Source organism: Streptomyces sp. NPDC024698 (assembly GCF_055559015.1).
This window is the reverse complement of sequence record NZ_JBVHLK010000014.1, coordinates 16,305-28,604: the sequence shown is the minus strand read 5'-3', so window position 1 is coordinate 28,604 and position 12,300 is coordinate 16,305. Positions and strand designations below refer to the sequence as shown.

The 12,300-nt window shown below is 72.2% G+C and carries 10 protein-coding genes; 3 read left to right on the top strand and 7 right to left on the bottom strand.

Annotated features, from left to right (window positions below; translation table 11 throughout):
• Positions 1–65 precede the first annotated feature (65 nt).
• The gene (locus ACZ4AA_RS26500) at positions 66–1,679 is read left to right on the top strand and encodes an MDR family MFS transporter (protein ID WP_467607880.1); all 1,614 of its coding nucleotides are present in this window, start codon (positions 66–68) and stop codon (positions 1,677–1,679) included.
• A 131-nt stretch (positions 1,680–1,810) separates the two neighbouring features.
• On the opposite strand, the gene cseC is transcribed toward ACZ4AA_RS26500, so the two are convergent.
• The 5 genes from cseC to ACZ4AA_RS26475 form a co-directional block, all read right to left on the bottom strand.
• Entirely contained in the window at positions 1,811–3,376 is a 1,566-nt protein-coding gene (gene cseC, locus ACZ4AA_RS26495; RefSeq protein WP_467607878.1) for a two-component system sensor histidine kinase CseC, read from the bottom strand.
• 16 nt (positions 3,377–3,392) lie between these two features.
• The gene (gene cseB, locus ACZ4AA_RS26490; RefSeq protein WP_467607875.1) at positions 3,393–4,100 is read right to left on the bottom strand and encodes a two-component system response regulator CseB; all 708 of its coding nucleotides are present in this window, start codon (positions 4,098–4,100) and stop codon (positions 3,393–3,395) included.
• Positions 4,101–4,120: 20 nt separating this feature from the next.
• The gene (locus ACZ4AA_RS26485) at positions 4,121–4,771 is read right to left on the bottom strand and encodes a hypothetical protein (protein WP_467607871.1); all 651 of its coding nucleotides are present in this window, start codon (positions 4,769–4,771) and stop codon (positions 4,121–4,123) included.
• A complete protein-coding gene (locus ACZ4AA_RS26480; protein WP_328554197.1) occupies positions 4,759–5,298 on the bottom strand; it encodes a SigE family RNA polymerase sigma factor in 540 nt (179 codons plus the stop codon). Before ACZ4AA_RS26480 ends, ACZ4AA_RS26485 begins: the two co-directional genes overlap by 13 nt.
• Positions 5,299–5,551: 253 nt before the next feature.
• A complete protein-coding gene (locus tag ACZ4AA_RS26475; RefSeq protein ID WP_467607867.1) occupies positions 5,552–6,469 on the bottom strand; it encodes an HhH-GPD family protein in 918 nt (305 codons plus the stop codon).
• 192 nt (positions 6,470–6,661) lie between these two features.
• Here ACZ4AA_RS26475 and ACZ4AA_RS26470 point away from each other — a divergent pair, with 192 nt between their 5' ends.
• Entirely contained in the window at positions 6,662–7,504 is an 843-nt protein-coding gene (locus ACZ4AA_RS26470; RefSeq protein WP_467607864.1) for a hypothetical protein, read from the top strand.
• Between the two features lie 30 nt (positions 7,505–7,534).
• Here the strand turns inward: ACZ4AA_RS26470 and disA are convergent, their stop codons facing one another.
• Together disA and radA are read right to left on the bottom strand one after the other, a co-directional pair.
• A complete protein-coding gene (disA, locus tag ACZ4AA_RS26465; RefSeq protein ID WP_467607861.1) occupies positions 7,535–8,659 on the bottom strand; it encodes a DNA integrity scanning diadenylate cyclase DisA in 1,125 nt (374 codons plus the stop codon).
• Positions 8,660–8,727: 68 nt separating this feature from the next.
• Positions 8,728–10,137 carry a DNA repair protein RadA gene (radA, locus tag ACZ4AA_RS26460; protein ID WP_467607857.1) on the bottom strand — a complete coding sequence of 470 codons (1,410 nt, stop codon included), beginning with the start codon at positions 10,135–10,137 and terminating at the stop codon, positions 8,728–8,730.
• Positions 10,138–10,502: 365 nt separating this feature from the next.
• On the opposite strand from radA, the gene ACZ4AA_RS26455 reads away from it, so the two are divergent.
• Positions 10,503–12,299 carry a BACON domain-containing protein gene (locus ACZ4AA_RS26455; RefSeq protein ID WP_467607854.1) on the top strand — a complete coding sequence of 599 codons (1,797 nt, stop codon included), beginning with the start codon at positions 10,503–10,505 and terminating at the stop codon, positions 12,297–12,299.
• Position 12,300 lies beyond the last annotated feature (1 nt).

The following is a 12,300-nucleotide window of genomic DNA, read 5'->3' as shown; positions in this document are numbered from 1 at the left end:
TCAGCTTGCCGGTCGGCAAGTAAGTAGTGGGACGGCAGCAGCGGCGCTCAGGGGAGTGGGGAACGATGGCGGACGAGACGAAAGCGGCCGAACCGGCCGCGGAAGCGGCCGGGGCACCGGCCGAGGGCGGGAAGCAGCAGCGGAGCGTACGAGTCGTCCTGATGGCGCTCATGATCGCCATGCTGCTCGCCATGCTGGACAACATGATCGTGGGCACCGCGATGCCGACGATCGTCGGTGAGCTGGGCGGACTCGAGCACCTCTCCTGGGTGGTCACCGGCTACACCCTGGCCACCGCGGCCTCCACCCCGATCTGGGGCAAGCTCGGCGACATGTACGGGCGCAAGGGCGCCTTCCTGACCTCGATCGTGATCTTCCTGATCGGTTCGGCCCTCAGCGGCATGGCCCAGGACATGGGACAGCTCATCGGCTTCCGCGCGATCCAGGGTCTGGGCGCCGGCGGTCTGATGGTCGGTGTCATGGCGATCATCGGCGACCTGATCCCGCCCCGCGAGCGCGGCAAGTACCAGGGCATGATGGCCGGCGTGATGGCCTTCGCCATGATCCTCGGCCCGCTGGTCGGCGGAACCATCACCGACCACTGGGGCTGGCGCTGGTCCTTCTACATCAACCTGCCGCTCGGCGTCGTCGCGCTGATCGCGGTCAGTGTCGTGCTGCACCTGCCCAAGAAGCGCGTCCAGGCGAAGATCGACTACCTGGGTGCCGCTCTGCTGGCCCTCGGCATCTCCTCCATCGTGCTCGTCACCACCTGGGGCGGCACCGAGTACGCCTGGGGTTCCGCGCGGATCATGGAGCTGACCGGCATCGGCGTCGCCGCTCTCGTCGGCTTCATCTTCTGGCAGACCAAGGCCACCGCGCCGGTCATGCCGCTGCACATCTTCCGCAGCCGCAACTTCACGCTGATGTCGATGATCGGCTTCATCACCGGCTTCGTGATGTTCGGCGCCGTCCTCTTCCTGCCGCTCTACCAGCAGTCGGTGCAGGGCGCCTCCGCCACCAACTCCGGTCTGCTGCTCCTGCCCATGCTCGGCGCCATGCTCGCCGTGTCGATGGTCGCCGGACGGGTCACCACCAACAGCGGCCGCTACAAGATCTTCCCGCTCGTCGGCAGCGTGCTGATGATCATCGGGCTGTTCCTGCTCTCGCAGATGGACACCGGGACGACGCGGCTCACCTCCGGGCTGTTCATGGCGGTGCTCGGCGCCGGCATGGGCTGCCTGATGCAGATCACGATGCTCGTCGCGCAGAACAGCGTCGAGATGAAGGACATGGGCGTCGCGTCCTCCTCCACGACCCTCTTCCGTACGCTCGGATCGTCGTTCGGTGTCGCCATCATGGGCGCGCTGTTCAACCACCGGGTGCAGGACGTCATGGCCGAGCGGGCCGGGGCGCTCGGCTCCAAGACGACCGAGAAGTCGGCGCAGCTCGACGCGGCCAGCCTGGCGAAGCTGCCGGCGGCCGCCCGTGACGCCTACCAGCACGCGGTGTCCGCCGGTACGCACTCCGCGTTCCTGCTCGGTTCCGTGGTCGCCGTTCTCGCACTGGTCGCGGCCGTGTTCGTCAAGGAGGTCCCGCTGAAGGGAGCCGGAGCGCCCAAGCCCGGCGAGGGCGGGGCGTCGGACGAGGCACCCCAGGTCCCGCTCGCGGAGCCGGTCTGACCTGACCGGGGCCGGTCCACCCGGCCCCGGTCACCTCTCGACGAAGGCCCCCGGCGTTGTCCGCCCCGGGGGCCTTCTCCTGTGCGCGCCGCGGGTGGCGGGCCGCGGTCCGGCCCGGTCCACCACCGTGGCTACGTGCCGGAGGGCGGCAGGACCGGGAAGCTGCCGGTGTTCGTCGGCGCGTGCTCCGGCAGCCACAGCACCGCGACCGCCCCCTCGGCCGGCACATCGTCCGGAGCCCCCGCGGGCCGTACGTTGCGGAAGGTCAGCCGGGCGCCCAGCACCCGGGCCTGGCCCGCGGCGATGGTCAGGCCGAGTCCGTGCCCGTCGCCCGCACGGTCGGTGCTGCCGGTACGGAACCGGCTCGGCCCCTCCGCGAGAAGCTTCTCGGGGAAACCCGGACCGTGGTCGCGGACCCGGATGACCCGGCCCTCGACCGTGACCTCGATCGGCGGCCTGCCGTGCCGCGCCGCGTTCGCGAGAAGGTTGAGCAGCACGCGCTCCAGACGGCGCGGGTCCGTCGTGACCTCCGACTCGTGCACCACCCGTACCTCGACGTCCGCGCCCCTGGCGGCCATGCGCCGGGCCACGAACTCACCGAGCATGATGTCCTGCAACTCCGCGCGCTCCGAGGCCCCGTCGAGCCGGGCGACCTCCAGCACGTCCTCGACGAGCGTGCGCATGGCCTGCGCGCGGTCCCGTACGAGCTCGGTGGGGCGGCCGGGCGGCAGGAGTTCGGCCGCCGTGAGCAGCCCGGTCACCGGGGTGCGCAGTTCGTGCGCGATGTCGGCGGTCACCCGGCGCTCGGCCTCGATGCGCTCCTGGAGCGCGTCGGCCATGGCGTCCACCGCCCGCGCCAGGTCGTCGGTCTCGTCGAGCACGACACCGCCGATCGCGTCCCGCACCCGGACGTCCGGTTCCCCCTTGGCGACCCGGTTCGCCGCGGCCGCGGCCTTGCGCAGCCGACGTGACAGCTGGCCGCCGATCAGCACCCCGAGCGCGCTGCCGCCGAAGACGACGGCGATCGAGCCGATGATCAGCGCCTGGTCGAGGTCCTTCATCACGTCCGCGTTGCGGTCCGTGAAACGCTCGTGCCAGGACAGCACCTGGCCGTTCCTGAGGGGTACGGCGGCCCAGATGTCCGGCACGCCGTTCGGGCTGTCGGAGACGTAGGTCGCCCGCCGTCCCTCCGCGACCTTCACCATCAGGTCCGAGGGGATGGAGGGATCGTCTATCTTCGCGCCGAACGGTGGCGGCCGGCCCGGCCCGTACATGCGCTCGGCCAGCTGGATGCGCTCGTCGGCCAGGTCACGCGAGTTGTCCAGCATCGAGACACGGGCCGCGTTGTGCACGACCAGGCTCAGCGCGACCGCGACCAGCGCGCCGACCAGGGCGATCGCCGTGCTCAGCTTCCAGCGGATGCCCGTACGGATGCTCGTACCCGAGTCCGTGCCCCGGTCGATGCCGATCCCGATGCCGCGGCCCCTGCCGAATCCGATGCCGCCGCCCCTGCCGCTCACCGGTCGGGGGCCGACGCCCCCGCCGAGGACCTCGCCCCGGCCGGCACCTCTGCCGGCAGTCGTGTCGACGCCCTCGCGCGCACCCGTTCTCACGCCGTCCCCCGCTGCCGCGCGTCCGCCAGGAATCCGTACCCGCCCCGCGGCCGCGGGCGTCCCCGGAGCCGAGCGCCCGAACATCCCCCGCACGGCGCGCTCAGGCCTTCAACTTGTAGCCGAAGCCGCGGACCGTCTCGATACGGTCCTGGCCGATCTTCGTCCGCAGCCGCTGCACATGGACGTCGACCACCCGTGTGTCCCCGCCCCAGCCGTAGTCCCACACCCGCTCCAGCAGCTTGTCGCGGCTCAGCACCGTCCCCGGCGCGGACGAGAACTCCAGGAGCAGCCGCATCTCGGTGGGCGTCAGCGCCACCGGCGTACCGCTCCGGGTCACCTCCATGCCCTCGGTGTCGATCTCCAGTTCGCCGAAGACGAGCACCCCGCCCTCCACCGGCGCGGCGTCCTCGGCCGCCGAGCCCGCGCCCCCGCTCGCGTGCCCGAAACGGCGCAGCACCGCGCGGATACGGGCGACCAGTACGGCGCCGTCGAAGGGCTTGGTCACGTAGTCGTCGGCGCCGGCCTCAAGGCCCAGCACGACGTCGATCGAGTCGGCGCGCGCGGACAGCATGATGACCGGCACGGTCGACTCGTCCCGGATGCGGCGGCACAGCGACACACCGTCGAGCCCGGGGACCATCACGTCCAGCAGGGCGATGTCGGGACGGTCGGCGCGGAAGGCCTCCAGTCCCGAGAGCCCGTCGGGCATGGCCGTGACCGCGAAGCCGTCGCGCTCCAGGGCGAGTTGTGTGGCCTCGCGGATGACGTCGTCGTCCTCGACGAACAGGACATGGGTCTGCTCTGCCATCCGGCTTGCTCCGCCCGTTCTCAATTCGCGTCCGGGGCGGGCGAGTTGGAGCCGCCCACCGCGTTGCTGTAGTCGTTGTGGATCCGGGACTGCTCGACGAAGCGCGTCGAGGACCAGCCGTAGGTGATCACTTCCTCGCTGGACGGGTACGACACCGGGTCGCCCTTCTTGTACAGCTGCTGGGTGACCACCAGATCGCCCCGGTCGATCTCGGCGTAGACCGGCGGCTCCTCGGCCTTGAAGACATTCTGGTACCGGCCGTTCTGCTCGCGATAGACGTAGCTGCCGACACCCACGGCGTCGGCACAGGTCATCACGTTGATCACGACGTCGTTCGCGGACCCGCCGGTCAGTTTCCCGTACGACACGTCGACCGGGTACTCGTCGGCGACGCACGGCTTCAGATCGCGTTTGACCGCGGCACTGACCGTCGGGTCGTTCTTGACGATCTTGACCGCGTCCACGCGCTCGGGCGCCTTGGGCGGCGAGCCGGAGACGACCGGCTTGATGCTGCCCTTGGGGACCGCGTCGGTGCCCGCGGGCCCCTCGTCACGGGCGCCGGTGCCGCCGGTGGCGCACGCGGTCAGGAAAAGGCCGAGGGCGGCGAGCCCGGCCGCCGCCGAACCCCCCGCCTGTAGAGCCGTTCTGGACCGGACTCCTAGGCCGCGCAACGCTCCCGCTCCTCACGTTCGAGCGCGCGGGCGTCCAGGTCGCGGTTCTCCAGCTCCTCGCGGAGCCGGGCCAGCGCCCGGTGCAGCGTGCTCTTGACCGTTCCGGCCGACATGCCGAGTGCGGCGGCCGTCTCCTCCGTGGACATCTGCTCCCAGTGTCGCAGCACCACGACGCTGCGCTGCTTGGGTGCCAGCACCTTCATGATGTCCATCAGCAGCGCGCGGTCCGCGTGCTGCTCGGTGGCGTCCTCGACGCACGCGTCCGGCAGCTGCTCGGTGGGCACCTCTTCGAGCTTGCGGGCCCGCCACCACTCCGTCCGCGTATTGATCATCACGCGGCGCAGATAGGCGTCGGCGAGACGTTTGTCCGCGATGCCCTCCCAGCGGCCGTACGTCCGCACGAGCGCCGTCTGGAGCAGGTCCTGGGCGTCGACCGGGTCGGGGACCAGGCGGCGGGCACTGCGCAGCAGCGCGTCCTGCCGAGTGCGGACGTACTCCTCGAATTCGAGCACCTCGCCGTGCGCCATGATCAACCGCCTCCATCCCCGTTTCCGACCCGCTTGCTGCCGGTTGTCCGTTGCCTGCGAACCGCCGTTCGGTCGCCGCCGGTCGGGCGGCACCTCCTGCGGTACGGCACTGAAGCTACGGACGCGTTGTCACGGGGTTGTCCGAGACAGCCTTCGGCCAGCACTCGGCTGTCCGTCGGTTGTGTAACGGCTGTACGTGCGGGGTAAGGGGAGTTGACCCTATGTCCGGGTTGATCCTGATATGACGTCTGTTCTAGGTGAGAGGCAGCCGATACAGACCGCCGGGGAGCGGCTCGACCAGACCGTCGGCGACGAGACCGTCGAGCGCCCGCCCCCGCTGCACCGGCTCGTCCCAGACCCGGTCCAGCGCGCTCTGCGGAACCGGCACATGAGCGTCCCGCAGGACGGCCAGCAGTTTGCCGCGCACCTGGCGGTCCGTGCCCGCGTACGTCTGTCCCTTGCGCGGCGGCCCGTCGTGCTCGGGCTTGCCCGCCAGCCGCCACGCGCACTGCCCGGCGATCGGGCACCGGTGGCACGTCTCGTTCCTGGCCGTGCAGACCAGCGCACCGAGCTCCATCGAGGCGGCGGCCCAGCGCGCCGCCGTGCTCTCGCTCTCGGGCAGCAGGGCGCGGGCGAGCCTGCGCTCGGCGGCGGTGGTGGCGTTCGGCGGGTACTGCACGCCGGTGACGGCCCGGGCGAAGACCCTGCGGACGTTGGTGTCCAGCACGGGATGGCGCTGGCCGTACGCGAACGACGCGACCGCCGCCGCCGTGTACTCCCCGATACCGGGCAGCGCCAGCAACTGCGCGTGATCGGTCGGTACGTCGCCGCCGTGCCGTTCCGCTATGGCCACCGCGGCGCCGTGCAGACGCAGGGCGCGGCGCGGGTAGCCGAGTCGCCCCCAGGCCCGTACGGCCTCGCCGGGCGCGTCCTTCGCCAGATCGGCGGGGCGCGGCCAGCGCGCCAGCCACTGCTCGTACACCGGCAGGACACGGTTGACCGGGGTCTGCTGGAGCATGAACTCGCTGACCATCACCGCCCAGGGGCCGGCATCGGGATGCCTCCAGGGCAGATCGCGGGCGTGCTCGTCGAACCAGGCGATGACGGGGGTGTGGAGGTCCTCGCCGGGGGCTTTGCGGAGGGGCCCGGTGGGCTGGGTGGGTGCAGTCATGGCGATGTCGATCCTGCCATGCTGCGGTGCCGATACGGGGACGACGCCGGGGGCGGGCGGTGGTGAAAGGCTGCATCCGGCGGCCGTGCGGTCGCCGGAATGGATGTCCTCCTGGATGATGATCCGGAAAAGTTGGCGCCGGGGCGGCGGGTGGGGCCTGATGGGCGGTCGATCTCTCGTACAGTTTGCGCCGTGGGATCTCTGCGCAATCCGGTCGGGCCGCTACCCTCCACCATCTACTGGCGTCGGAGGGCCGTTCTGCTGTCCGTGCTAGGGCTGTTGGCGCTTCTCACCGTCTGGGTGGTCGGTACCGGAGGCGGCGGCGGCCACAACGCCGCCGGAGGGTCGAACGGCAAGAATCCCGCTTCCTCGATCACGCCGGGACCGTCGGGGTCGGGCCCCGCGATCAGCCAACACCCGGGCGGCCGCGACGAGTCGGGCGACGGCGGTGAGAGCGGCGGCACCGGCGGGACCGGAAGCGGCGGCGGCTCCGGCGATGGCTCGGGCGACGGTTCGGGTGACGGTTCGGGTGACGGCTCCACCGCTTCCGGCGGGAGCGCCGGCGGCGGTTCCGACGACGGGGCCAAGAACGGCGGCGGGGCGGCCGACCGGCTCCCGGCCGGGTCCACCGTCCCCAACTGCACGCCGGGCGATGTGAAGTTGACGCTCAAGAGCGTGCGCAACAGCTACGCGCCGGGCGAGCAGCCCGAGATCGAGATCGTCGCCAAGAACGGCTCGGGCAGCGATTGCAAGGTCGATCTCGGCCCGAAGAGCGCTGTTCTGACGATCACTCAGTCAGGCGGCGACAAGGGCTTCTGGGCCTCGGACGACTGCCCGAAGGACGCCGCGGGCATCCTCTTCCGCGTCCCGGCCCACGGCCAGACCGTCCACACGGTGAAGTGGGACCGCAAGCCCGGCGCCCCGTCGTGCGCCACGCCCCCCTCGGGGTCGGCCCCCGCCGGCACCTATCTGGTCGAGGCGAAGGCGCCGGGGCTGGCGAAGGCGCAGACGTCGTTCGTCCTGTCCAAGGACTGAGCGCCCCCGGCCGGGGAGAGCCCCCGGTCCTCAGACGTAGCGTTCCAGGATCGACGACTCGGCGAGACGGGACAGGCCCTCGCGGACGCTGCGGGCCCGTGCCTCGCCCACGCCGTCGACCGTCTGGAGGTCGTCCACGCTCGCTGCGAGCAGCTTCTGGAGCCCGCCGAAGTGCTCCACGAGCCGGTCGATGATCGCGCCGGGCAGCCGGGGCACCTTGGCGAGCAGACGGAAGCCACGCGGGGAGACCGCGGAGTCCAGCGCCTCGGGGGAGCCGGTGTATCCCAACGCCTTGGCCACCGTGGAGAGTTCGAGCAGCTCCCCGTGGGCGAGCGCGTTCAGCTCGAACAGCGCCTCGTCGACCGTACGGGAACGCTTGGCGGTCGGCTCGGGTACATAGTCCCGGACGACCAGCTCGCGGTCGGGCTCGACTCCGGCGATCAGCTCGTCGAGCTGGAGGGTCAGCAGGCGTCCGTCCGTGCCCAGTTCCACCACGTACTCGGCGATCTCGGTGGCGATGCGGCGCACCATCTCCAGACGCTGGGCGACCGCCGAGACGTCCCGGACGGTGACCAGGTCCTCGATCTCCAGCGCCGACAGCGTCCCCGCGACCTCGTCCAGGCGGAGCTTGTAGCGCTCCAGCGTGGCGAGGGCCTGGTTGGCGCGCGAGAGGATCGCGGCGGAGTCCTCCAGGACGCGGCGCTGACCGTCGACGTACAGGGCGATCAGGCGCATCGACTGGGAGACCGAGACGATGGGGTAGCCGACCTGCTTGCTCACCCGGTCCGCGGTGCGGTGCCGCGTGCCCGTCTCCTCCGTCGGGATCGTCGGGTCGGGCACCAGCTGCACGCCCGCCCGGAGGATTTTGGTGATGTCCTTGTCGAGCACGATGCCGCCGTCGAGCTTGCACAGTTCACGCAGACGGGTCGCGGTGAACTCCACGTCCAGGACGAACCCGCCCGTGCACATCGCTTCGACGGTCTTGTCGGAGCCGAGCACGATGAGTCCGCCCGTGTTGCCGCGGAGGATCCGTTCAAGTCCGTCGCGCAGCGCCGTGCCGGGTGCCACGGCGCTCAGTGCGGCGCGCATCAGGCCATCGGCACCGGAGCTCCCACCGGACTTTCCGGGAGCTGCTGCCCGGTCGTTGGCTGCCACTGCACTCCTCCGGTCGAAGGTTTCCGGCCGCCCTCGGTTCGTACGGACGGGCGAGACCAGGGCAAAGTCTACCGGCGCTGTTCCTCGTCCCGTGGGGCCTCTCTGCGACGCGAGCGCGGAAGGACACTCAGAGCCGCGCCGATGTCGGCCACTTCCAGGACCTTCATACCGGCGGGGACCTTGCCCGGATCGGTCGGTACGAGGGCGTGCGTGAAGCCCAGACGATGGGCCTCGGCCAGCCGTCGCTGCACCCCCGTGACCCGTCTGACCTCGCCCGCGAGCCCCACCTCGCCGATCGCGACGAGGTTCTTCGGCAGGGGGACGTCACTGGCGGCGGACGCCAGCGCCAGCGCGACGGCGAGGTCCGCGGCGGGCTCGGTGAGCTTCACACCGCCGACCGTCGCCGAGTAGATGTCCCGCTTCCCGAGGGCGCTGATCTTGCCCCGCTGCTCCAGGACGGCGAGCATCATCGAGACGCGGGAGGTCTCCAGACCGGAGGTCGTCCGGCGCGGGGAGGGGATCTGGGAGTCCACCGTGAGCGCCTGGACCTCGGCGACCAGCGGACGGCGGCCTTCGAGGGTGACGGTCAGACAGGTGCCCGGGACGGGCTCGGCTCGGCGCGTCAGGAAGAGCCCCGACGGGTCGGTGAGCCCCGTGATGCCCTCGTCGTGCAGCTCGAAGCAGCCGACCTCGTCCGTCGTGCCGTAGCGGTTCTTGACCCCTCGGACGAGCCTGAGGCGCGCGTGCCGGTCGCCCTCGAAGGACAGGACGACGTCCACGAGGTGTTCGAGCAGCCGGGGTCCGGCGATCGCGCCGTCCTTGGTGACATGGCCCACGAGCAGGGTGGACATGCCGCGCTCCTTGGAGGCGCGGATGAGCGCGCCCGCCACCTCACGGACCTGGGCCATGCCGCCGGGCGCGCCGTCGATCTCCGGGGAGGCGATGGTCTGGACGGAGTCCAGGATGAGCAGCGACGGCTTCACCGCGTCCAGATGACCGAGGACGGCCGACAGGTCGGTCTCCGCGGCGAGATAGAGGTGGTCGTCGATCGCCTTGATCCGGTCCGCGCGCAGCCGCACCTGACTGGCCGACTCCTCGCCCGTCACATACAGGGTGCGGTGTTCGTCACTCGCCGACTTCGCGGCCACGTCCAGCAGCAGCGTGGACTTGCCGACGCCGGGTTCACCCGCGACGAGGACGACGGCTCCGGGCACGAGACCACCGCCGAGGACGCGGTCCAGCTCGGGCACGCCGGTGCTGCGGGCGGTGGCCTGACGGCCGTCGACCTGTCCGATGGGCACCGCGGACGTGGTGACCCGGCCCGGCGCGGTCGTGCGCACGGCGGGCGCGCCGTACTCCTCGACCGTCCCCCATGCCTGGCATTCGGCGCAACGGCCGAGCCATTTGGCCGTCTGCCAGCCGCACTCGGTGCAGCGGTAGGACGGGCGGTCCTTCGCGGATTTCGTACGGGCAGCCATGACCGAACCGTAGCCGGACCCACTGACAACCCGGCACGCGCCGGTACGACCCCACCGCGCCCCGGCCCCGGACCGCCCGCGAGCCCTTGCCCCGAAGGCCCCGCGCCCCGGCCCCTAGGCCGTGCTTCGATGGCCTCCCCGCGGGCTCCCCGCGAGCCCCCGTGCCCCCGTCCCACCCCCGCGCGACCGGGCCCCGCGTGGACCCGGAGCCGTCCCATCTGCCATGGAGTGCCATCGCGGCCGGTGACGGCCCAGGCCAGGGGTCGGGGGTTCCTGTCCTCTTATGAGGGATCGTTTCACCCGTACGGATTAAATGTGCTCAAGGGGGAGGAAGGGCCTGGCCCCGGGCACCTACGGTCGCACGGGTGATGAGCAGCAGTCCGGAGACCTCAACGCACACCACCGGCGCACACCGGGCGCACGGAACCGCGCGCAAGTGGGCGGCCGTGTCCCGCGGCGCGACCCCCCGCACGCTGGTCCAGCGTCCCCCCGCGCGTTACGAGCCCTATCTGGACGGTCTGTTCACCTACTGCCTGTCCGTGCTGTGCGACCACGACGCGGCCACCGCCGCCCTCGGGGACGCCCTCGCGCTCGCCGAGCGGCGCGGCCCGCGGGGCCCGGAGGCCGCCGGCGACCGCAGGGCCTGGCTCTACGCGCTCGCCCGCTGGTCCTGTCTGCGCAAGCTCACCGAGGCCCGGCGCAAGCGGCAGGCGGCGCACGCCTCCGGGCGGTACACCCCCCGCGCGGGCGACTCCCACGGAGCCCCGGGAGGGCCCCGGGAAGGGGCCGCCCCCGACCGTGCGCTCAAGGCCGCCGCCGACCGGCGCGCGGCCGAGGCGCTGAGCGCCCCTTCCGTGTCCGAGGAGATCCAGGACCACCGGCGCCGCGAACTGGGTCTGCTGGCCTGGCCGGAGGCCGCCGGCACCACCCCGGAACAGCGCGAGGCGCTCGAACTCGCGGTGCGCCACCAGCTCGCCGCCCACGAGGTCGCCGCGGTCCTCGGCATGGACCTGACCGTGGCCCGCGAACTGCTCGCCTCCGCCGCCTGCGAGGTCGAACGCACCCGCGCCGCCCTCGCCGTCGTGGAGACCGGCGCCTGCCCCAGCGTGGCCCGACTCACCGGCGACAGCCGGCTCGTCCTGAGCACCACCCTGCGCGGCGAGCTGGTCCGGCACGTCGACGACTGCCCCCGCTGCCGCCGCACCGCCGAACGCGCGGTTCCCGGCGCCTGGCCCGGCACCAGCGTCACGCCCGCGGCGCTTCCCGTGCTCCAGGCCCCGCACGCGGACCTGCGCACCGCGATGGCGCACTCCCCGCGCGCGCGGGGCAGCGCTCCGCGCTTCGACCGGCGCGGCTTCCCGATGGACCCCAAGGACCACGCGGCCCGAAGAGACCGTCTGCGCGCGCGTGCGGTCACGACGACCATCGTGGCCACCGTCGTCGCCGCCCCCGTCCTCGCCCTGTGGGCCGCGTACCGGGGCGCGCCCCTGACCGGCGAGGGCGTGGACGGCCGTCCGGCCAGTACGAGCGGGGCCCAGGACTCCGAGGGTCTGAACGGCGGACAGGCGGGCGGCTACGAGAACGCCGGGAACGCCAGCGCGGGACCCGGCTCCGGCTTCACCGGGGGCGGCGGCTCCTCGGACGTCTCCGTCGAGGTCGTCAGCGCCCGCGGAACCACCCCCGGACATCTCGCGGTGGCGGCCAGGACCAGCGGCGACACGACCCTGGTCACGCTGACCGCGTCCGGCAGCGCCCCGGTCCGCTGGTCCGCGCGCACCGGTGTGTCCTGGCTCTACCTCAGCCAGTCCTCGGGAACACTCGATCCGGGCCGGTCGCTGACGGTCAAGGTGTACGTCGACCACCTGCGCGAGCCCGCGGGCCGCTGGACCGCGCGGGTGGCGATCGCCCCGGCGGGCGCGGTGGTCACGATCACCGGGTACGGAAAGGCCGGCTCGCCCCGGCCCGGCGGCGGACCGGACCCCACCACCGGCGCTCCGACCCCCTCGGGAGGGAGCTCCAGCCCGGCCGCGAGCCCCAGCGAGGACCCGTCCCCGACCGCGTCCGACCCGACACCGACGGCCACCGCCTCGTCCACCCCGGACCCGGGCACCTCATCGGCACCGCCGGACGACGGCGGTGACCCGGGAACCGGCACACCTTGAG

Coding starts and splice junctions, on each gene's coding strand:
- ACZ4AA_RS26500 (WP_467607880.1), top strand. CDS start 66: ATGGCGGACGAGACGAAAGCGGCCGAACCGGCCGCGGAAGCGGCCGGG.
- cseC (WP_467607878.1), bottom strand. CDS start 3,376: ATGTTCGGGCGCTCGGCTCCGGGGACGCCCGCGGCCGCGGGGCGGGTA.
- cseB (WP_467607875.1), bottom strand. CDS start 4,100: ATGGCAGAGCAGACCCATGTCCTGTTCGTCGAGGACGACGACGTCATC.
- ACZ4AA_RS26480 (WP_328554197.1), bottom strand. CDS start 5,298: ATGGCGCACGGCGAGGTGCTCGAATTCGAGGAGTACGTCCGCACTCGG.
- ACZ4AA_RS26475 (WP_467607867.1), bottom strand. CDS start 6,469: ATGACTGCACCCACCCAGCCCACCGGGCCCCTCCGCAAAGCCCCCGGC.
- radA (WP_467607857.1), bottom strand. CDS start 10,137: ATGGCTGCCCGTACGAAATCCGCGAAGGACCGCCCGTCCTACCGCTGC.